General features: G+C 37.0%; 24 protein-coding genes. 12 read left to right on the top strand and 12 right to left on the bottom strand.

Translation table 11 applies throughout. The features are described 5' to 3' along the window. Positions 1-103: 103 nt before the first annotated feature. The gene (locus GXZ72_01360) at positions 104-370 is read right to left on the bottom strand and encodes a hypothetical protein (protein HHT18202.1); all 267 of its coding nucleotides are present in this window, start codon (positions 368-370) and stop codon (positions 104-106) included. A gap of 331 nt (positions 371-701) precedes the next feature. Here GXZ72_01360 and GXZ72_01355 point away from each other — a divergent pair, with 331 nt between their 5' ends. Together GXZ72_01355 and hemL are read left to right on the top strand one after the other, a co-directional pair. After that, positions 702-1,328 carry a cobalt-precorrin-8 methylmutase gene (locus GXZ72_01355; GenBank protein HHT18201.1) on the top strand — a complete coding sequence of 209 codons (627 nt, stop codon included), beginning with the start codon at positions 702-704 and terminating at the stop codon, positions 1,326-1,328. A 1-nt stretch (position 1,329) separates the two neighbouring features. Beyond that, on the top strand, positions 1,330-2,598 hold the full coding sequence (hemL, locus tag GXZ72_01350; GenBank protein HHT18200.1) for a glutamate-1-semialdehyde 2,1-aminomutase: 1,269 nt from the start codon (positions 1,330-1,332) through the stop codon (positions 2,596-2,598). Between the two features lie 59 nt (positions 2,599-2,657). Here hemL and GXZ72_01345 read toward each other — a convergent pair whose 3' ends face one another. Next, positions 2,658-3,296, bottom strand: a complete 639-nt coding sequence (locus tag GXZ72_01345; GenBank protein HHT18199.1) for a hypothetical protein — start codon at positions 3,294-3,296, stop codon at positions 2,658-2,660. Positions 3,297-3,711: 415 nt separating this feature from the next. Here GXZ72_01345 and mtxX point away from each other — a divergent pair, with 415 nt between their 5' ends. The 3 genes from mtxX to GXZ72_01330 all read left to right on the top strand — a co-directional run bounded on the left by mtxX (position 3,712) and on the right by GXZ72_01330 (position 6,099). Further along, positions 3,712-4,413 carry a methanogenesis marker protein Mmp4/MtxX gene (mtxX, locus tag GXZ72_01340; protein HHT18198.1) on the top strand — a complete coding sequence of 234 codons (702 nt, stop codon included), beginning with the start codon at positions 3,712-3,714 and terminating at the stop codon, positions 4,411-4,413. A gap of 132 nt (positions 4,414-4,545) precedes the next feature. After that, positions 4,546-5,313 (top strand): di-trans,poly-cis-decaprenylcistransferase, encoded by a 768-nt coding sequence (gene uppS, locus GXZ72_01335; GenBank protein HHT18197.1) that lies wholly within the window; start codon positions 4,546-4,548, stop codon positions 5,311-5,313. Positions 5,314-5,340: 27 nt separating this feature from the next. Beyond that, positions 5,341-6,099 (top strand): TatD family hydrolase, encoded by a 759-nt coding sequence (locus tag GXZ72_01330; protein ID HHT18196.1) that lies wholly within the window; start codon positions 5,341-5,343, stop codon positions 6,097-6,099. A 60-nt stretch (positions 6,100-6,159) separates the two neighbouring features. Here GXZ72_01330 and GXZ72_01325 read toward each other — a convergent pair whose 3' ends face one another. Beyond that, on the bottom strand, positions 6,160-6,549 hold the full coding sequence (locus tag GXZ72_01325) for a carboxymuconolactone decarboxylase family protein (GenBank protein ID HHT18195.1): 390 nt from the start codon (positions 6,547-6,549) through the stop codon (positions 6,160-6,162). 263 nt (positions 6,550-6,812) lie between these two features. On the opposite strand from GXZ72_01325, the gene GXZ72_01320 reads away from it, so the two are divergent. Further along, positions 6,813-7,466 carry a 2,5-diamino-6-(ribosylamino)-4(3H)-pyrimidinone 5'-phosphate reductase gene (locus tag GXZ72_01320; protein HHT18194.1) on the top strand — a complete coding sequence of 218 codons (654 nt, stop codon included), beginning with the start codon at positions 6,813-6,815 and terminating at the stop codon, positions 7,464-7,466. A 14-nt stretch (positions 7,467-7,480) separates the two neighbouring features. On the opposite strand, the gene GXZ72_01315 is transcribed toward GXZ72_01320, so the two are convergent. Then, positions 7,481-8,146, bottom strand: coding sequence for a histidinol phosphate phosphatase domain-containing protein (locus tag GXZ72_01315; GenBank protein HHT18193.1), 666 nt, complete (start codon positions 8,144-8,146; stop codon positions 7,481-7,483). A gap of 125 nt (positions 8,147-8,271) precedes the next feature. On the opposite strand from GXZ72_01315, the gene GXZ72_01310 reads away from it, so the two are divergent. Next, a complete protein-coding gene (locus GXZ72_01310; protein ID HHT18192.1) occupies positions 8,272-9,186 on the top strand; it encodes a GHMP kinase in 915 nt (304 codons plus the stop codon). Between the two features lie 86 nt (positions 9,187-9,272). Here the strand turns inward: GXZ72_01310 and GXZ72_01305 are convergent, their stop codons facing one another. The 8 genes from GXZ72_01305 to GXZ72_01270 all read right to left on the bottom strand — a co-directional run bounded on the left by GXZ72_01305 (position 9,273) and on the right by GXZ72_01270 (position 15,380). Then, positions 9,273-10,076: a winged helix-turn-helix transcriptional regulator gene (locus GXZ72_01305; protein ID HHT18191.1), complete on the bottom strand. Its 804-nt coding sequence runs from the start codon at positions 10,074-10,076 to the stop codon at positions 9,273-9,275. Positions 10,077-10,142: 66 nt separating this feature from the next. After that, on the bottom strand, positions 10,143-11,540 hold the full coding sequence (locus GXZ72_01300) for a DHH family phosphoesterase (GenBank protein HHT18190.1): 1,398 nt from the start codon (positions 11,538-11,540) through the stop codon (positions 10,143-10,145). Positions 11,541-11,652: 112 nt separating this feature from the next. Further along, positions 11,653-11,946: a signal recognition particle protein Srp19 gene (locus GXZ72_01295; GenBank protein ID HHT18189.1), complete on the bottom strand. Its 294-nt coding sequence runs from the start codon at positions 11,944-11,946 to the stop codon at positions 11,653-11,655. 112 nt (positions 11,947-12,058) lie between these two features. Then, positions 12,059-12,847, bottom strand: a complete 789-nt coding sequence (locus GXZ72_01290) for a uroporphyrinogen-III synthase (GenBank protein ID HHT18188.1) — start codon at positions 12,845-12,847, stop codon at positions 12,059-12,061. After that, a complete protein-coding gene (gene cobA, locus GXZ72_01285) occupies positions 12,844-13,569 on the bottom strand; it encodes a uroporphyrinogen-III C-methyltransferase (protein HHT18187.1) in 726 nt (241 codons plus the stop codon). Before cobA ends, GXZ72_01290 begins: the two co-directional genes overlap by 4 nt. Positions 13,570-13,646: 77 nt before the next feature. Then, positions 13,647-14,297 (bottom strand): phosphoribosylformylglycinamidine synthase subunit PurQ, encoded by a 651-nt coding sequence (gene purQ, locus GXZ72_01280; GenBank protein HHT18186.1) that lies wholly within the window; start codon positions 14,295-14,297, stop codon positions 13,647-13,649. Between the two features lies 1 nt (position 14,298). Next, positions 14,299-14,553: a phosphoribosylformylglycinamidine synthase subunit PurS gene (purS, locus tag GXZ72_01275; GenBank protein HHT18185.1), complete on the bottom strand. Its 255-nt coding sequence runs from the start codon at positions 14,551-14,553 to the stop codon at positions 14,299-14,301. Positions 14,554-14,633: 80 nt separating this feature from the next. After that, complete coding sequence (locus tag GXZ72_01270; GenBank protein ID HHT18184.1) at positions 14,634-15,380, bottom strand: phosphoribosylaminoimidazolesuccinocarboxamide synthase; 747 nt, start codon at positions 15,378-15,380, stop codon at positions 14,634-14,636. A 153-nt stretch (positions 15,381-15,533) separates the two neighbouring features. On the opposite strand from GXZ72_01270, the gene glmS reads away from it, so the two are divergent. From glmS to GXZ72_01245, 5 genes are all read left to right on the top strand, one after another. Next, positions 15,534-17,315, top strand: coding sequence for a glutamine--fructose-6-phosphate transaminase (isomerizing) (gene glmS, locus GXZ72_01265; GenBank protein HHT18183.1), 1,782 nt, complete (start codon positions 15,534-15,536; stop codon positions 17,313-17,315). A gap of 311 nt (positions 17,316-17,626) precedes the next feature. Continuing rightward, on the top strand, positions 17,627-17,908 hold the full coding sequence (locus tag GXZ72_01260) for a hypothetical protein (GenBank protein HHT18182.1): 282 nt from the start codon (positions 17,627-17,629) through the stop codon (positions 17,906-17,908). Between the two features lie 133 nt (positions 17,909-18,041). Then, on the top strand, positions 18,042-18,623 hold the full coding sequence (locus tag GXZ72_01255) for a helix-turn-helix transcriptional regulator (GenBank protein ID HHT18181.1): 582 nt from the start codon (positions 18,042-18,044) through the stop codon (positions 18,621-18,623). Positions 18,624-18,652: 29 nt separating this feature from the next. After that, positions 18,653-19,063, top strand: coding sequence for an acyl-CoA thioesterase (locus GXZ72_01250; protein ID HHT18180.1), 411 nt, complete (start codon positions 18,653-18,655; stop codon positions 19,061-19,063). 100 nt (positions 19,064-19,163) lie between these two features. After that, positions 19,164-20,822 carry an AMP-binding protein gene (locus GXZ72_01245; GenBank protein HHT18179.1) on the top strand — a complete coding sequence of 553 codons (1,659 nt, stop codon included), beginning with the start codon at positions 19,164-19,166 and terminating at the stop codon, positions 20,820-20,822. Positions 20,823-20,840: the final 18 nt, after the last annotated feature.

Raw genomic sequence — 20,840 nt, 5'->3', positions numbered from 1 at the left:
TTTTTAATAGATATTGGTGTTCGCATCCAATTTTTAAGTGAAACAAAAAAAAGAAGAAAAAAATATGCCTAAAAAAGTGATCTAATAAGTATTCTTTTTTAGTTTACTCCACGATTTTAACAAGTTGGACTTCTTCAGGCACAGGTATGGCTCTGGCAATCAGTAAGGTAGCGACAACAGCTATAATGGTAATTATAATTGCATATATAAACAGGCCAATTAGATCGCTTCCTTTTCCAACAAATGTTGTAATAAGTGACTTAATTGCTTCATTCCATGCCAAAGCAGCAATCAACCCAAAGGCGGTAGTCAACAATGTGGCAATTGTTTGCATTACTTGTCCTTTCACTTCATTTGTCATTTTTTTTATACCTCCACTACAAAAAAAATCTCTATTTAATATTAATTCATAATCTTACAATTATTTATATTTTAAATTACAACGAACTATTAGCATATCCATTTATTCATTTTATTATAACAGCTAAAAATTGTAAAAGGATTTTCACGTTACATAATAGCTAAAAATTTTTTAGCAAATCCACATCACAACTACTTAAATAAGGACAAAAAAAATAAACCTAATTATAATAAAATTGGAACTAACGAACTAATATTTTTCAAAACTAAGATTTAATTTAAATAAAAAAAGATTTATCAATAAAAAAAATGTTAATCAAGTAGATTCGAGGTATAAAACCATGTCTATGGGTGCATCTACAAAGCAGGGATATGAAATTGCAGAAAAAAGTAGAAAAATCGTCAAATCCCTGATTGATTCAAAAACAAAAGATTTAACTCCGGAAGAAAGATCAATAGTGGAAAGAATTGTGCATTCCACAGCTGATACCGAGTATGCGGATATCACTCGAATGAGCTCAAATTTCGTTGAAAAAAGCCTTGAAGCGATTTATAATGGAAAAGAAATCTTAACAGACATAAACATGGTTAAAACAGGCATAAATAAATATAAAGGTAATATTAGATGCTATATTGGTGATGAATTAACAATCAAACTCGCTAAAAAGAAGGAAATCACTAGAGCCGCAGCAGCTATGGAATTAGCAGCATTGAATGGCTTTGATGGTGTTGTAGTTATTGGTAACGCACCCACTGCCTTATGGAAAGTGATTGAACTTGTAAATTCGGGTTCAATGGATGTAAAATCAGTTATTGGAGTTCCCGTAGGTTTTGTTGGTGCTGCAGAATCTAAACAAGCACTTCAAGAAACTTCAATCCCCTACTTGGTCACTGAAGGTCCTAAAGGTGGAACTCCAGTGGCTGTTGCTGCTGTAAATTCTTTAATTAATATTATAAGGAGTGAATGACATGAAATCTGAGGAATTATTTGCATATGCTAAAAATTATCTTCCAGGGGGAGTTAATTCCCCAGTAAGGGCTTTTAAGCCGTATCCATTTTTTGCAAGTAAAGCTGAAGGGTCCCGTCTTTTCAGTGTAGATGGGAATAGTTACATTGATTATTGTCTGGCTTACGGGCCTCTGGTTTTAGGTCATGCTTATCCTCCGGTAGTGGATGCAGTTAAAAAACAGCTCCTCAAAGGTTCAGCTTATGGAGTGCCAACTGAAAATGAAATAAAACTGGCAAAAGAGGTTATAAAACGCATTCCCTGTGCTGAAATGGTTCGTTTTGTTAATTCAGGAACAGAAGCTACTATGAGTGCTATTCGTTTGGCTCGAGCAGTTACTGGTAAAAAAAAGATTGTGAAGTTTGAAGGAGCATATCACGGAGCACATGATTATGTTTTGGTTAAATCTGGTTCTGGTGCAATAGGTTTACCAGACTCTCCAGGAGTGCCAGAAGAAACAACCGAAAACACAATTTTAATCCCGTTCAACAATAAAGAAGCTGTTTCTGACCTTTTCAACCGAGAAAGTGAGGATTTGGCAGCTATTATTCTTGAACCAGTTATGGGAAACGTGGGATGCATACCTCCTAAAAAAGGTTACTTGGAATTTTTAAGAAAAATAACTAGTGAGAATAATGTTATACTAATTTTTGATGAGGTTATAACTGGTTTTAGAATAGATGCTGGTGGGGCTCAGGAATATTTTGGTGTTACTCCAGACTTGGTAACTTTAGGGAAGATACTGGGGGGAGGATTTCCCATGGGGGCGTTAGCTGGTAAGAAAGAATTTATGGAAAGGATAGCTCCTTTAGGAGATGTTTATCAAGCAGGCACATTTAATGGAAACCCTATTTCAATCACAGCGGGTCTGGAAACTTTAAAACACCTTGACCGGAAATTTTATCAGGAATCAGAAAAAAAAGGTCTTAAAATGCGTCGGGGTCTTCAGGACATACTCCACGATCTTTCTCTTGAATATCAGGTAGTTGGATTATCATCCATGTTTCAGTTGTACTTCACCCCTAGTGAGGTATGGGACTATTCACAGGCAAAAACAGCGGACACTGATAAATTTGCCCAATATTTCCATAGCCTACTTAGTGCTGATGTTTTTGTCATGCCATCCCAATTTGAATGCTGCTTCATATCTAAAGCCCATTCATTGGATGATATTGAAGTAACGTTAGAAGCAATGTCAGATGCTGTTTTAACTGCTGAAAAGAAAATATAAACTTTTTTTAAATTTTTATTAAACACTTATTTTAGCCATAATAAAGGCATTATTAGGCCTTAAATTATGTTGAACAGTTCATTGGCTAAAAATAAGATAAAAACAATAATAAACAGTACTACTGTAACGCCTAAGAAGTTGACGGGTTCCATTCTACCAACGATTGACTTCAATTTGGATGAATTTCTACTTTCTCCAATGGCTCTTCTCTCGTCAACAAGCATCATCAAGCGATCCATCTCTATAACATCTTGGGATGAGGTGGTTTGGTTATCCTCTCCAGTGTTGGGTTTATATTGATCGACAATATCCCAGAATTCTCTGGTATCTTGTTGGATATTTGCTATGGTCTCTTCTGCCACAGTACCTTGCTGTGATAATTGGTTAATAATCTGACGATTATCTGGAATCTGAGTGTGCTGGGAGTTTAATTCGTCTTGGAAATTTGTATTTGCGTCTTCACTGTAACTTCCCAGAACTGTTCCAGGTCCATCGAGGTTAGGGTTATGAATTGGGGAATTGAACGGCATGGTACTATGATATTCCAGCACATTCCCACATTCGCATCTATCAAAGTCATCAGGGCTTTCACCTTCTTGTAACTCGTAATATCCTCTGCAGAAAGTACACACTAAGTATCCATAAGGAGTATCTGGAAAATCAAAATATTCATTGTTTTTATCATGGTCTGAAACCATTTAAACACCTTTAAAACGAATTAGCTTCCTAACAGTCTTTTATCCCATCCTCTTTACTATCAAATACAGTCTTTTTTCCCATCCTCTTTACTATCAAATATTATTCTTATTTTATTTAAATAAATTGGTTAAACTAATATCTATTTAATAAAATCAATTATTTATACCCTAAAATGGTTTAATGAGATATGAATTTAATTATTCTACAAATCTTTTTTTTAACATTTTATAAGATATTAATTCTGGACTGGATGGAATGTCTGTCAATTAAAGTTATGAGTTACTTAATATTATTTCACTAAATAAACGAAAAAATTAAGGAACAACAAGATATTTACTAAGATTTATCACTAAAATTTGTTTTTTAAATATTTACAATTATAAATAGGTTTAAAAGAAAAAATATATAACCAGTATGAAAATTGCAGTTGGTGTTGGCAAAAACTTGGCCATTGTTAAGGCCGCCCAGAAAGTTGACTTTGAAGTAATCCTAACTAAATCTGAAGATGAACTTTTAGATTTACTAATAACTGGCAGTGTTGATGCCGCAGTACGGGGATCGCTTAGTGCATCGCATTTCATGTCAAAAATTCGTGAATACTATCCTGAAGTTTCCAGGGCATCTTTTTTAGAATTAAATGGGCATAAATTTCTTCTTGCACCGGTGGGTATTGATGAAGGTGACACACTGGAAAAGAAGGAGAAAATAATAGATAATGGTGTTCAATTTTTGGAAGATATCGGTTTCAAACCTCGGGTTGCAGTTCTTTCTGGAGGAAGACCTCAGGATAGGGGTCGAAGTTCTAGGATCGACAGTTCCATAAGGGAAGCTGAACAGTTAACAATGATCACAAAGGATAAATATCCAGTTAAACACTACTTTATACTAATTGAAGATGCTGTTTCTGATGGTGCTAATTTAATACTGGCACCAGATGGTATATGTGGAAACTTGATCTTTCGCAGCCTTGTTCTAATGGGTTCTATGAAAAGTTATGGTGCAGTTACTCTGGGAATTAAAGAAATATTCATTGACACATCCAGATCTCAGAATGAAGAAGGATACCTGCGGGCTCTTAAATTTGCAGAAAAACTAGCAAAATTGAGAAAAGAATAATTCCCCACATCCCATATGGCAAAAAAAGGTTAACTAGATAAAAACGTATTACAAGTCTAAGGTCATCCTCAACTATGTTCTAAACTAAATCTAAAAATTAATCTAACTATAAATAAATAACAGGAATCTAATATGTCAATTCTAAAACCCGTTTACAAACTTTATGAATGGTACATATCCCGGAACTTACGGCCAGAGAACATGCCAAAGCATATTGCTATTATCATGGATGGAAATCGTCGTTTTTCAAAAATCCAGGGAAACATGGACGCAGTTGACGGGCATAAGAAGGGTATTAATACTTTAGAAAGTGTGCTTGATTGGTGTGTTGATTTAGGTATTGAAATTGTCACAGCCTACGCATTTTCAACTGAAAACTTTAATAGGCCACCTAATGAAGTTGAAGGTCTTATGAGGCTGTTTAAAGAGAATTTTGAGGGAATTGCCCGTAACAAAAAGATCCATGATAACCAGGTTAGAGTAAAAGCAGTAGGTAAATTAGAACTTTTGCCTGATGATGTGCGGGAGGCCATTCGTTTAGCTGAAGAATCAACTGCTAACTACAATAAAAGGTTAGTTAATATTGCTATTGGTTATGATGGGCGTATGGAAATAGTTGATGCTATAAAAAAGATAGTCGATGAGGTTGAAAATGGCAAAATACGTCCTGAAGATATTGATGAGAATTTGGTTAATAAAAATCTTTACACAGCAGGAATGGAGGATCCAAACCTAATCATCAGGACTAGTGGTGAAGAAAGACTCAGTGGCTTTTTATTGTGGCAGTCTTCTTACTCTGAACTCTATTTCTGTGATAGTTTATGGCCACAACTAAGGAAAGTTGATTTTCTTAGGGCTGTACGTTCATACCAGCAGAGGGAACGTAGATTTGGTGTTTGAATTAATTGATATATGGGGTGATATGGTTTGATTGACAGCCACTGCCATGTTGATTTTAAGGTCTACAATAAAAATCGACATGAGATAATGAAAAACGCCAAGGAAAATCTCAAAGCAATAGTGAATTCAGGAGCTTCCCTAGGTGGTAACCGGCGCACACTTAAACTGGCAGAGGAGTATAAAAATTTCTTATACCCTACACTCGGATTTCATCCTCTAAATGCATCTAAATCTGATAATTCTGTAATACAACAAGTTTTAACTGAAATTGAATCTAATATTGATGATGCTGTTGCCCTTGGCGAGACAGGACTTGATTTTTATCGTTCGGATGATGAAATGTCTAAAAATAGGCAGATAGAACTTTTTGAAACTTTTCTGAAATTGGCTGTTGAATACCAGATCCCTCTAGTCATACATGCCCGTGATGCAGAAGAACAAGCCCTTAAAATGGTCAAAAAGTATTCTTCCATCCCACAAGTTGTTTTTCACTGTTATGGTGGGGAGCTTGAAACTGCACAGAAAATAGTGGATGAAGGATATTTTATATCAATTTCCACCATTGTATGTTTCAGTGAACATCATCAACATTTGGTAAGTGAAATTCCTTTATCATCTCTTCTCACTGAAACTGACAGCCCCTACTTATCACCATTTAAGGGGCAGAGAAATGAGCCGGCCTTTGTAAAAGAAACCGTAAAAACCATTGCTCATGTCAAGTCCAGATCCATAGGAGAAGTTTCCAAAATCACAGAGTCTAATGCCCGACGAATTTTCGGATTTTAATAAATCCTTAAGTACTAGTTTTTAAGATTCTGCTCGTACTAACAACAGCTAGTTTTCTTGTTATTCATCTAATTTTTCCTTTCTTTCAGTGAAAACTTCATTGGCAGAGAACAAACCATTTAATGCTTTCGGAAAACCTGCATAAACTGCCATTTGGATGATAACTTCGATAATCTCCTGTGGAGTGCAGCCAACATTTAGAGCACCATGTATATGGCTTTTTAGCTGGGTTTGGGCACTTCCCAAGGTGGTTATGGCGGCAATGGTCACTAACTCCCTAGTTTTAAAATCCAAACCTGGCCGGCAATAAATATCTCCATAGGCAAACTCAGCAACATAGCGTGCCATGTCTGGAGCTACATCTTCCAGATTTTTTTCCAATACTTTGAAAGAATCAGGATTCATTTTTTCCAAATATTCAAGACCTTTTTGGTATCTATCTTCACTCACAGTCACACTCGCCTTTTTTTTAAAATTAACACTTTTTTTTATTTATTAATATTTACTTGTTCTAGAATTGGGAGTTTACATATTTAAGTATAAATATTATAAACTACCTCAAGTTCAATTTATAATAAGATAAAATTAGTTTCAAACTAGCTATTGGCTATAATCAAGTGGTTACCATTAGATTAGTATTATTGTGTTACAGCTAATATTTATCACCAAATAAAATAAATAAGTTTTAATGGAATTGTCTGGGGGAGTTTATGATTAAACCTAAAGTTACCTTAAGTGCGGCCATGACCTTGGATGGTAAAATAGCCACCAAAACTGGCAGTTCAGAGATATCGGGTCCGGAAGATTTATTAAGAGTTCACAAGCTCCGTAAAGATATGGATGCTATAATGGTGGGGATAAACACTGTTTTGGCTGATGATCCTCGCTTATCTGTTCATAAAATATCCTCAAAACCAGATGATAATCCCATCAGGGTAGTGGTTGACAGCCAGGCCCGCACACCCCTCAATTATCGGATTCTCAACAGTGAAGCTCCCACCATAATTGCAGTTTCTACTCAAGCACCTGTAAAACGGGTTAGAATGTTGGAAGCAGAAGATACTGTTGAAGTTATAATTTGTGGTGATAAACAGGTAGATTTAGAATCTTTAATGGAAAAGTTAGGTGAGAAAGGGATTAAAACATTGATGCTGGAAGGAGGGTCCACTCTCAACTATTCCATGTTCCAAGCTGGATTGGTAAGTGAAGTGAAACTATGTATCGCACCGATGATTGCCGGTGGAAGTCAGGCTAAAACATTGGCTGATGGTGATGGAGTGGATTATATGAAAGATGCATTCCGTTTAAAGTTTAAAAAAAGTTACACGCTTGGTGAAGATTTAATAGTGGAATACGATGTGTTATAAAAAAAAAGATCAATTTAGAGAATGCCTTTTTCTTCAAGTATGCGGAGGGGGTTGTCTCTTAAGACTTTTTTAAGTTCTTTTTTAGGTAAACCTGCCCCTAATGCTATTTTTTCTGCCATTTGGTAAGTTATCAGGTCTTCAGGTGCATGGGTGTCTGTGTTAACCACCATATCTGCCCCCACCTCTAGAGCAGTCTGTACCACATGCCCATTACCCAGGCTGTGACCTTTTCTTGCACTTATCTCCAGGACTATGTTATTGTCTTTGGCAACATGGGCTTCTTCAGGGGTTATTAGCCCGGGATGTGCTAATACATCAACATCAGGACAGTTTACTGCACTCCAGTTGGTACCCTCAATTACTGGTTCCACTATTGTTTCACCGTGAACCACAATAATCTCTGCTCCTAACTTTTTGGCCTTCCGAGCAAGTTTGGGAATTATCTCGGCAGGTGCATGGGTAATTTCTGCTCCAGGGATAACTTCAATGTCCCAGTTATCTCTTATGTCTAAAACCGCATTAATGACTCTACCAGCACAATCAAGATTGCTAGCATCCACGTGATCTGTAATAGCAATTGCTTCATGGCCTAAAACACATGCTCGGCGTGCTATTTCTGATGGGAGGAGTTCTCCATCACTAAATATGCTGTGAGTATGCAGATCAATTCTTTTTCCCATAGAGTGCTCTCCTAATATTTTCCTAGGATTTTTAATATTGCTCAATTACTTTAATATAACTTTATATGGATGAAAAATCTCTTGATTATTTATTTATCTGTGGACATAATAAAGGTGGTGATAAATTGCAATCTTCAGTCTTCGCACCTTCCCATATAACAGGATTTTTTGAAGTAGTTGATGATCCTAACCCTTTTATCAAGGGATCAAGAGGTGCTGGAGTAACCCTTGATCAGGGAGTTTTAACTCAGGTAGATGTAAGTGAAGGAAATGGTGAGATCATCATCAAAAACAATGGAAAATCTATTAGTCAGAAATATTCTCCTGATACATCTGTAAGTTACAGAACTCTTGATTTGATCAGGAAACAAACAGAACTAATTGAATGGGATGATATTAAGATCACCATCAATCATCAAGTTCAAGTTCCAGTGGAATCAGGGTTTGGAGTATCAGCCGGGCTAGCACTAGGAACATCCCTTGCTTTGTCACGAATTTTTAAACTACCTTTCACATTCTATCAAGCAGCAGCTATTGCTCATCACGCAGAAATTCAATTAAAAACTGGTTTAGGTGATGTTACAGGGGCGGTAATTGGTGGGTTTCCTATTAGGATAGAACCCGGAGCCCCTGGGATTGGGAAGGCGGATAAAATTCTTTATGGAAGTGGTGCTAATAATAAAAGTCAGGGAGACTTGTTTGTAATATCTAAAACTTTGGGAACCATTGAAACGTCATCAGTTTTGCAGGACCCGGCCATGACTGGCAAGATAAACATAGTAGCCAGACACATGCTGAAGAAATTACTTTCAAATCCCAAAATCAATAATTTAATGGATTTGTCTTTTGAATTTGCCCGAGAAACAGGACTTATTGACCCGGATATACTGGAAATTGTGGAGGTAATGAAAGATGAAACACTTGGCGCTTCAATGGCCATGCTTGGAAAAACAGCTTTTGCAATCTCTGAAACTCCAGATTCCAGTGTGGATGGAGTGATGGTTGCCAGGGTTGATAATTGTGGTTGCAGATTCCAGTAGAATAGTTGGATATAAAAATAAGTTGTAGTTGTGTGCAGTCATCCCCTTTTCTAGTTTTTTTTGATTTATGGGAAGTTTATGAGTTTTCACCTTTTTGAATCAACAACATCCTCAATAACATAACTTATTCCTTCCTCATCCATCTTTTTGGTTAAACTTCTTGACATTTTACCCACGGCAAATATAAGAACATTTAAACCTCTTTTAGATGCAGCAATTGTTGCCTGTGGTGTGGCAAACTCGAAATCTGCCTTTATTCCTAGTTTATCAACAATAGCTCTGGATACTGTTCCCATGATTCCTACTTTATGGAATTGTTCCGGATATTTTCTAAGAATTTCACGGATTTGATCCAAGTCACATGCCCTTGATCCGCCCTGATTAATAGTTGGGAGCTTAATAATAACCACTAGTCCAGATTCAAGTTCAATTATTCCATTTAAATTAACAAGTGCCACATCTTCACCTTTTTTTGCTTGGTGAAGGACTTCGGCATAGGCGGAACTTTCTTCTTTACCCGCGTATAATGTTCCGTTTTCCATTTTAAGCCAAACTGTTTCTCCTGCACTCAGATCTTCCAGTGCAAGGGCTGGCCACACCGATTTATAGGTGTTCATAGTGTCCAGGACTTGGTCAGCATATTTTCGGAGGTCAACAGCTCCTTTTTTTACTTTTTCGATTCCACGTTTAGTAATTTTGTAGCGTGACTGTCCACTGCCAGTTTCAACCCATCCTTCATCAACTAGGGTTTTCAAATTCTCTGAAACTGCTTGGACAGTGATTCCTAATTTATCTGCTATGTCTTTCTGACGGAGATGAGGCTGGTCTTTGGCAATTTCAGCCAGTATTTGAAACTTGGTTAACTCCCCTTTTTTTTTAAAAACTTTCATAACTCCACCCTTCCATATAATGCTGATTTATTAAACTTAGATGCACATAATATCATATATTTTAATTTAAATGATTCCATTTAATGATTCATCGAAGATTCTCAGGAATTCTTCCTGTTTTCCATTGGGTATGTAAGCACCACAAGCCACAGAGTGACCACCACCATTTCCTCCCACTTTTTTTGCAACCTTACTGATTAAGTGTCCGAAATGAATTCCATCAAAGGCTAAAAGCCGGGAGCAACGTAATGATATTTTCAGTCCTTCATTTTCATCATTTATACTGGTAAAACCAAGCATAGGTTTTTTCCAGTCACCATTGCTTAAAACCATCCCAGCAATGGTTCCAATAACTTCACTTTTGATTTGGTTTCCATTGAAGTACTGTAAATTATTCATGGTAGAAATACGGCCCTCTTCCTGGATCCATTGCATCTTCTGGGCCAGATAACTGCGATGTTCACGCCCTAAATAATACATATCATCTAAAGCAAGACCTCTGTCGCCTTTAAGAACTTTTAGTGCTATTTCAGTATTTTTATGCCTACTACATGCGTTTATAGCCGTGGAAAATTCACTGGCATCTCGCAGTGCTGTGTATTTTTTTTCACTTAAAAATTCATAGGCATCTCCTGAAACCAGTCGAGGAATGTATTTAACATACTTAGGGGGTACTTCACGACTCATCATCCGCACCAGTTCATTGAAAAGCTTCTTTTTTTCGTCCATGCTAAGGTCGTAAAGTGTTCGTTGCTTGTCTTGGTTTTTTGTTGGAATGTCCAGTTTTTTTAATAATTGTATTGCTTCGTTTCGATTGTTGGTGATGGGGAGTTTAACATCACCAAAGTATGAAAGGGCTAAAAAAAGTGGTCTTGTTTGCCTTCCGTATAGGGCAAGATCGTTTTCTGATGCTACCATCCCTATATCAATACCATCTTGAACTATCTGTTCATTAATACCCACCAGTTTTCCGGATAAATTGTTTTGCATGTCGCCAACAGCACTCAAAACTCCAATCCAGCTCAAATCATGAAATTCAAATGTCCTGGCCAGAAGATAACACATACCTCCACCTGAAACTTGGAAAGAACCATCAATCCCATGATAATGGGGGTTAATCTCCAGAAAACCACTATCATCTGATGAAATATTCCTTAAAGGGGGGTGATGATCTAGGATGATGACTTGGGACTTGGAAGTTCTGAAATGATCTAAGTCTTGTCCTGAGCCCAAGTCAGAGAATATAGTGACTTGATTTTCCCGTTTTAAATCTGGTATCATATCCAAAGTAATAAATTCCAGTTCATGGTCGATTTCCAGACGATCAAGGGTTAAGGATAGTATTGCTCCGGCTGATATTCCGTCACAATCTATGTGACTATATATTTTAACATCTTCTGAATTTTCCACTATTTCATGAGCTTTCATTAATTTTTTATTCATGTCCTTTGGAATTTCAGCCATTAATATCCCTTTTTACATTATTAAATCATGAATTTAAATGTTAAATCAAAAACTGATTATTTTTTAAACTCCATAGTATCCGCTATAGAGTTATAGATGGAATAATTTATCATCATCCCTTTTGGGCTCTGGAGCCATTGATTAAATTACTGATTTTAATTAGAACTTCTGTTTTACTCATCTTTTTATCAACTATCACCCTACCGGATCCTTCCCACCAGGAGGGGGGATATGATTTGTATTTCTCTACACTAGGATTTAATCCTAATTTTTTTGCTGCCTGAGTAATTTCACGTATTTTGGGAGTGTTTACAGCCTGTTTTTTGGAAATTTTCCTTCCTTCAGATTTAGTCTTATTAGAATCAATGTAACTAGGCCATATGATGGTTCTTTTTTCATCTTTCATTTATTTACTCCTCACAAGGTCTATTTTATCCGTTCAATCAGGAGGTTGTGTTTTGCAGGGATTTTAAGACTTAACAACAAATTTTTAGTTTTAAAATTTCTGGGATATATTGCTAATCCATTTTTGCCATTAACTCTTGAAGCATGTCTTCTACTGTATACTTGACTGGTGTGATGGATTTTATTTTTAATTCATTAAGAGGCTTCTGAGTTATGGGGCCAATGGCTGCCACTAAAATTTCTCCCTCTTTTAAAGATTCTATTAATTGGTCTTGTTTATCTCCAGCTATCTCAAAGAGGTTGGTAACAGTTAGGGGGCTGGTGAAAGTTATTGCATCGACTTTTCCTTTTATGATATTGTCCACGAGGACTTTGACTTGGCTGGTGTCCTTAGGTTTGGTTGATTTATAAGCCTCTGCCAAGTAAACAATGGCTCCCATTTTTTCCAAACCTTCAGGAAGCACATCTCTTGCTTTGAATGTGCGAGGAACTCCTACCTTCATTCCCTGTAAATCTATTTTTTTAAACTGTTCTAATAATCCCTCTGCAGTATAATCTTCTGGAATTAAGTTTATTTTAAGACCATATTCATTCAAAACCCTTCCAGTACGGGGTCCTATAACTGCAACTTGACAGTCTGGATTGAGATTTTCTTTGAAATCTTCACAGTAATGAAACAATGATTTAAGTGATGCTGGTGATGTGAATATTAGCCAGTCCAAATTTTTGGCATTATGACACAAGTCCATTAAAGATTCGCTGGGAAAGGCTTCCAGTTCAAGTGTGGGCACCACTAACGGAACTCCACCATTGGTTTCTACTATCTTAACCGCTACATCTGCTCTTTCCAGTGGCCGGGTTATGGCGATGATCTTGTTTTTAAATCCCCTTAATTGGCTCATGCCTGATCCTCTGGCATATTTTTCTGAATATCTTTAAACAAGTCCACAACTGGCCCAATAATCACCAGTGCTGGGGGGTTGATATTTTTTTCACTAATATTCTCCAGGGTGCCTAGAATGATTTTTTCATCAGGTTTTGTTCCATTTTCTATAACACAAACCGGAGTTTCAGGGTCTTTATGCTTCATTATTTCTTCAGTATTCTTTTTCAAGCGGTCAACACCCATGAGAATGATTATTGTATCTGCATTATAATTCCATTTAACCTGTTTTTCTTTTTTGGTGGGATCTTCGTGGCCAGTAACAACAGTGAAAGAGGTTGCCACTCCCCGGTGAGTCACTGGCAATCCAACAGTAGTTGGAACACCAATGGCTGATGTTACTCCAGGTATAAACTCCACATGTATTCCTTCTTCTAAAAGGGACAGTACCTCTTCACCACCTCTTCCGAAGACGAAAGGATCTCCTCCTTTAAGCCGAACTACCATGTCATGTTTTTTAGCCTGTTTTAGGAGTATTTCATTAATTTCTTCCTGTTTTTTGGAATGTTTCCCTGCTCGTTTACCAACATAGATCATTTCAGCCCCATTGGCATATTTCAATATTTCTTCATTGGCTAAACGATCGTAAATCACTACATCGGCTTTTTCTAAGGCTTTAATAGCCTTAAGGGTGATCAGATCTGGATCTCCAGGACCAGCTCCCACTAAATATACTACCATTAATCCACCATCTTATTACATTATGAGAATTTATTTCCTGATTCTAAGTAATTTTTACTTCTTGCTATTGGGCGGTGTTAATAATCAACCATGCCTTTAAAAAACTTTAAACCATCATCTGATCCTAAAATGGATTCTGAAGCTCTTTCAGGGTGAGGCATTATGGCACAAACCAGGCCGTCTTGATCACAAACTCCAGTAATAGCTTCCAATGAACCGTTAGGGTCCTCTCCACTGAATGCAAGTACAATTTGGTCCTGATCATGGAGGGTGTCAATATATTCAGTATAATAACGACCTTCAGTGTGGGCAATGGGCATTTTGATGATTTCATTCTTTTTATAAAGGCGAGTGAATGGTGTTCTATTGGTTTTAACTTCAAGTTCTACCCATTCACAGATGAATTGTGCTTTCTGGTTGAGGGTGAATACTCCTGGAACCAAGCCCACTTCTGCCAGTATTTGGGCACCATTACAAATACCCAAAACAGGTTTTTCATCATTAACAGCTTTTTTAATCCCTTCAATAACTGGAGTTATGGCTGCTATGGCTCCTGCCCGGAGATAGTCTCCATAGGAGAATCCTCCTGGGATAACGAGTCCATCAAACATGGATAGATCTTTTTGGTTCCACCACACATAATCGGGTTGACCACCAGCCAGTTGCACGGCATGGAACACATCCCGGTCACAGTTAGAGCCGGGGAAGCGTATGATCCCCACTTTCATATTAGTCACCTGCAGGGTTGATTTGGATTTGATAGTCGTGGATTATTGGGTTGCAGAGCAGTCTTTCGCACATCTCCCCTACTTGTTGGTGAGCCACCTCTGGATCTTCTGCATCCAACAAGAACTCGATTGTTTCGGTTGTAGATGTTTCCTCCACATGATAATCCAGAAGAGCCAGTGCTCTTTGAATAGTGGAAGCTTCAGGGTTTAGCATTCCTTTTTTCAGGCTTATGTTTACTTTTGCATGGTATTTCATTCCATCACCAATGATTACATTTTAAATATTTTATTTATAAATAAATCGTGAAGATTATGCTAAGCATTCTATATTTAATTTTAGAAATTTAAACTCCATTTCTTTTTATCTTCCTCATCTAATATCATGTTAGCCACCTTTTGGTAGGCTTCAATAACTCCAGATTCGCCTTTGCGGAATAAGTCTTTATCCAAAATATCTTTAGTTTCTCTATCCCAAAAACGGCAAGTGTCAGGGCTGATCTCATCACCAAGAACAATATTATCATCACAGTCTCGGCCGAATTCAATTTTAAAATCAGGAAAGAGAAGACCCCTAGTTTCCAGGAAATTTTTAAGAACATCATTGATTTTTATTGTGATTTTGCGAATTATTTCCAACTCATCACTAGTTGCAAGGCCTAATGCCAATATTATATCATCATTGAGCATGGGGTCATGATATTCATCGTTTTTAAAGTCCATCTGTATGATTGGTGGATTAAAATTTTGTCCTTCTTGGAATGGAAATCTCTTCAGGAGGCTTCCTGCGGCAATATTTCGGGTGATCACTTCTAAAGGTATCATTTCTAATTTATGGGAAAGCATAAATCCAGGTTCTGGTAAATCAATGAATTGTGTTTTTATCCCAGCATTTTCTAGAATTGTGAACAGTTTTGCTGAGATTAAGGAGTTATAATAACCTTTCAATCCCATAACTTCCTTTTTTTCCCCATCACCTGCAGTTATATCATCTCTGAATTTAACTATAACTTGTTCTTGTTGGTCTGTTTGGTAGATATCTTTAGCTTTACCCCGGTATAGGAGGTTACCCTTTTCAAGATTCATGTTAAACTCCTTTTTCTTTAGTTGATGTCAAATCTTTATATAGATATTAAACTACATTAAGATAAAACTACATTAGACAATATTATATCTTATGATTATAATAGATTAGTTGTCATTTATTTAGTTAGGAAAACATTTTTTTAGGTGAGATTTATGTGCGGAATTGTGGGATGTATACTTAAAGATAATCAAGCAGCACCAGTTCTCCGGGATTGCTTAAAACGCTTAGAATATCGGGGTTATGACTCGGTGGGCATTGCTACCTATTCATCATCAGGAATCACGATCAAAAAAGACAAGGGTGAAATTGAAGAGGTTTTTGACCAAATCAATTTAGAAGAACTCCCAGGAAAAATAGGAATAAGTCATGTTCGTTGGGCGACTCATGGCCTCCCAACTCAGGAAAATTCACATCCTCACATGGATTGTGATGGGAAGATAGCAGTGGTTCACAATGGTATCATAGAAAATTATAAAGAACTAAAAGACCAGTTAGAGGGCGAGGGACATCATTTCAATTCTCAAACTGATACTGAAGTCATTGCTCATCTTATTGAAAAATATTGTAAACAAGGATTGGGATTGGAAGAATCATTGCATCAGACCATTGCCAAGCTCCAGGGATCATACGCATTTGCAGTTATATCTGCTGATGAACCAGGTAAGATTGTGGGGGCTAAAAAAGAAAGCCCTCTCATTCTGGGTGTGGGTGATGGTGAATATTTCTTAGCCTCTGATGTTCCAGCTATGTTGCACCATACTCGCAGAGTAATATACTTGGCAGATAATGAAACTTTCCTCATAGAATCTGACGGCATCACTGTGAGGGATCTTAACCGAAAAGTAGTGGATAAAGCAATAGAAAACATTAAATGGACTCCTGAAATGGCCCAAAAGGGTGGTTATGATCATTTCACATTAAAAGAAATCTATGAGCAGCCAGATGCAGTTAAAAACACTTTATTTGAACTTTCTGAAATCGAAAAGATTGTTGATAAGTTTCCTAAATTCAAGAAAATAACATTTGTGGCTTGCGGAACATCATATCATGCTTCTATGGTGGGTAAATATCTATTCGAAGGTCTTTTAGGGTTACCTGCCGAAGTTCTCCTGGCTTCGGAGTTTGAATATGGGGTAGGTGCACTCGATCCAGAATCACTGGTGATCTTCATCAGCCAATCAGGAGAAACTGCTGATACTCTCAAAGCCCTAAAAATCGCTAATAAAAAAGCTGAAACACTGGTTATTGTCAATGTACTGGGCAGCACAGCTACCAGAGAAGCCGATCATGTTATATATACCAGAGCTGGCCCTGAAATAGGTGTTGCAGCTACAAAAACATATGTCAGCCAATTAATCTCCATATATCTTTTGGTAGCATGTATGGGTAAGGATAAGGAACTTTTAGAACAATTAAACCAAGTTCCAGATTTAATGGAAAAAATACTGCCTTGTGGGGATGACATCAGAAACATGGCTAACAAATACAAAGATGCATGTGATTTCTTCTACATAGGGCGTGGATTTTCTTATCCAACAGCTATGGAAGGTGCTTTAAAATTAAAAGAGATAACATACATTCATGCTGAAGGATATGCAGCTGGAGAACTTAAACATGGGCCGTTAGCCCTCATAGATGACGAAGTACCAGTTGTAGCTATTGTACCTCCAGGTAAAAGTCATGATAAGACACTTAACAATCTTGAAGAGGTTAAAGCCAGAGGAGCCAGGGTTATAGCTCTGGGGTCAGCTGACGACGATGTCTTAAAGTCTGAAGCACATGATATGATAGAATTTTCACCGGAAATCAGTGAAATTTTATCTCCACTATTATATGTGTTACCTTTACAGCTACTATCCTATCATATAAGTGTGGCCAGGGGAATTGATCCAGATAAGCCTAAAAACTTGGCTAAATGTGTTACTGTAGAATAATATCTTTATTTTTTTCCATATTAATCAGCACATGGTTTAAAAAAATTAGTACACTAATTAGATTCGAAATTCAGTACTAAAAAAATGAATGACTGTTTTTTTTTATCAGTATGGTCATTAATATTTAAAGCTGTTTTGAGACATAATCTAATTAGATAATTCTCACTATCACCAATAAATAAAGATTCACCAAAAATAATTAAATTATCAATATAAAATTGAATGATAACTAATAATATTATCATACTTCACATGTAAAAAAAATCCAATCTTAAGATTTAGTTGGTTATGAAAGTTTTAAGGTAAGTATAATGACTCCCAAAAAATCTGGTACACTCTTCATTGTATTGATGATTGCAATGCTGGCATTTGGAGCTGCTTCAGGAGCTAACGCTTTGAACATCGGCACAGATATAGGTGTGGGGTTTATTCCCTCTGATTTAAATTTCAATGGTGAACAGAAGATCAGTGAGATTGATAATTCTAATTTCACACCAGTACAGATCTACAGACATATAATTGTTAACACCACCAACACCACTAACAAAACTAACAAGACAGTCAATAGAACCAGAACAAACAACACTAACTAATCCCACATTCACAAGGTTTCACATAGAAGTTTTGCAGCACAGTCATCTTTTAAAAATCTTATAGTAATATGAATAATTGGTAAACAAGTTCAGTATTTTAATATTTAATTTATGATTAGAATTAGGTGATTAGATGTCCGAGGAGAACAAAATAGGCGTAAAAATACGTCAAATAAGAGAAGACCGTGGAATGTCAAAGGAAGAATTAGCAGAATCCAGTCAAAGCAGTGTAGAACTCATTGAAGAATTGGAAAGCGGAGCACTGATACCCTCATTAACTCCTCTTTTAAAGATTGCCAGGGCTATGGGTGTTCGTCTTGGCACTTTTCTGGATGACTCCCCGCATAGCGGACCGTTTATGGTTAAATCCGGAAAATCTGATAATATTATCCGGTTTTCAGGGCAAGGGTTAGGCGACCATAGTAATAAGAGTGCGATGGAATTTTATTCACTGGCTTATGGTAAGGGAGACCGGCATATGGAGCCATTCATTATTGATGTCCATCCCCATGATGACCAGGATTACCAGCTATCATCCCATGAAGGTGAAGAATTTCTCTACGTTCTACAGGGAAAAATAGAAGTACTATACGGTCAAGAAAAATATGAACTAGAAGCATCAGATAGTATCTACTACGACTCTGCAGTACCCCATCATGTTCATGCTAAAGAGAAAAACTCCAAAATGTTAGCAGTGGTTTACACTCCATTTTAGCTGTGGAAGTTGACCTTGGAGAATTACGCATGTACAAAATTACAGTGACGCCCCGTTTTGGAGATACAGATGGATTAAGGCACATAAACAATATAGTCCTTGCCGAATGGTTTGAACTGGCCCGAAACCGGCTTTACAAATATTTCACACCAGATTTAGATCTTAGCTATGAAAAATGGAAACTGATAATGGTGAAGACTGATTTTGAATTTCTAGGACAGATGTACTACAATGGTGATGTGGACATCAAAACCCAAGTCCAGAAAATAGGTAACACATCATTCACCACCTACCATGAAGCATGGCAATCAGGCCATATTAAGGCAAAAGGAACAGCTGTTCTGGTTCATTATGATTTCATCCAACAAAAATCAATCCCAATACCCAGTGACATAAGAAAAAGGTTAGAAGAACATTTAGAATATGATTCTGTAAGATAAAAATCATTAAATGAATTAGTTGCATTATAATCTGATTATTAGACTATTGTTTTAGGTTAAAAATTGTATTTTATATAAACTAGAAATTGGAGTTTTTAAAATGGTTTTCACTGAGCTTACAATTGGCGATTTCCTGGAAAAAATGGTAGAAAAGGATCCGGATCAGGAGTTCATGGTTTTCCCTGACCGAGATCTGCGATTTACATATAAAGAATTCGATGAAAGAGTTAATCTTTTAGCAAAGGGACTTCTGGAGATCGGAATAAAAAAAGGAGATCATGTGGGCATCTGGGCTAAAAATGTTCCAGATTGGCTTACCTTCATGTTCGCAACATCTAAGATAGGAGTGGTACTCGTCACTGTTAACACAGCCTACAAAAGCCATGAACTTGATTATGTTCTAAAACAGTCTGATATGAAAGCACTGGCCATAATCGATGGTTTTAGGGATGTTGATTACATTCAAACTCTTTATGAATTAGTTCCAGAATTGAAAACCCAAGAAAGAGGTAAATTGGATAGTAAAGAATTCCCTTTCCTGGATAGCGTAATCTATGTAGGTCCGGAGAAGCACCGTGGAATGTTCAACACCAACGAACTACTACTTTTAGGAAAACATGGTAATGAAGAGAAATTCCAAAGCATCAAATCATCCATAAACAGTGAAGATGTGGTAAACATGCAGTACACCTCAGGAACCACTGGATTTCCCAAAGGAGTCATGTTAACCCATCGTAATATCCTTAACAATGGATACTACATTGGTGAAAGGCAAAAATTCACAGAAAAAGACAGATTATGTATTTGTGTGCCATTATTCCATTGTTTCGGTATTGTACTCGCAGTTATGGCTGCTTTCAGTCATGGGGCTACCATGGTTATGGTGGAACTTTTTGATCCTCTGATGGTACTAGCAGCCGTTCAAAAAGAACGCTGCACAGCCCTATATGGGGTTCCAACCATGTTCATTGCTGAGTACAGCCATCCAATGTTTGAAATGTTTGATCTTTCCAGTCTGCGTACTGGTATCATGGCTGGTTCCACACCTCCAATTGAAGCTATGAAAAAAGTGGTAAATGACATGAACATGACTGAAATAACCAGTGTATATGGCTTAACAGAAGGATCACCAGGATTCACCCAGACCAGTGTTGATGACCCTCTAATAAAAAGAGTGGAAACAGTGGGAAAACCCTTACCAGACTGTGAAGTTAAAATAGTGGATCCTGAAACCGGAGAAACACTTGGACCTAACCAGACTGGGGAAATATGTTGTAAAGGATACAATGTTATGAAAGGGTATTATAAAATGCCGGAAAAAACACGGGAAGTGATTGATGAGGATGGTTGGCTTCACAGTGGGGATCTGGCAACTCTTGATGAAGATGGATATTATTCCATTGTTGGAAGGATCAAAGACATGATCATCCGTGGTGGGGAAAACATCTACCCCCGTGAAATCGAGGAATTTTTATATACCATGCCTGGAGTTCTGGATGTTCAAGTTGTGGGAATTCCTGATGAAAAATATGGTGAAATTGTCGGTGCTTTCATCATACTGGAAGAAGGTGCTGAACTCACAGAAGAAGATGTTCGGGACTATGCAGTCACTAAAATTGCCCGTTTTAAGGTACCAAAACATGTTTTCTTTGTAGATGAATTCCCACTCACTGCCAGTGGAAAGATACAAAAATTTATCTTGAGAGAACAAGCTGAAGAACTACTAAAAAAGAAATTAGAAGAAAATGAAGGTTTATAATTCAAACTTAATTTATCA

Source organism: Methanobacterium sp. (assembly GCA_012838205.1).
In the GTDB taxonomy this organism is placed as follows: domain Archaea; phylum Methanobacteriota; class Methanobacteria; order Methanobacteriales; family Methanobacteriaceae; genus Methanobacterium.
This window is presented reverse-complemented; position numbering and strand designations above follow the sequence as displayed.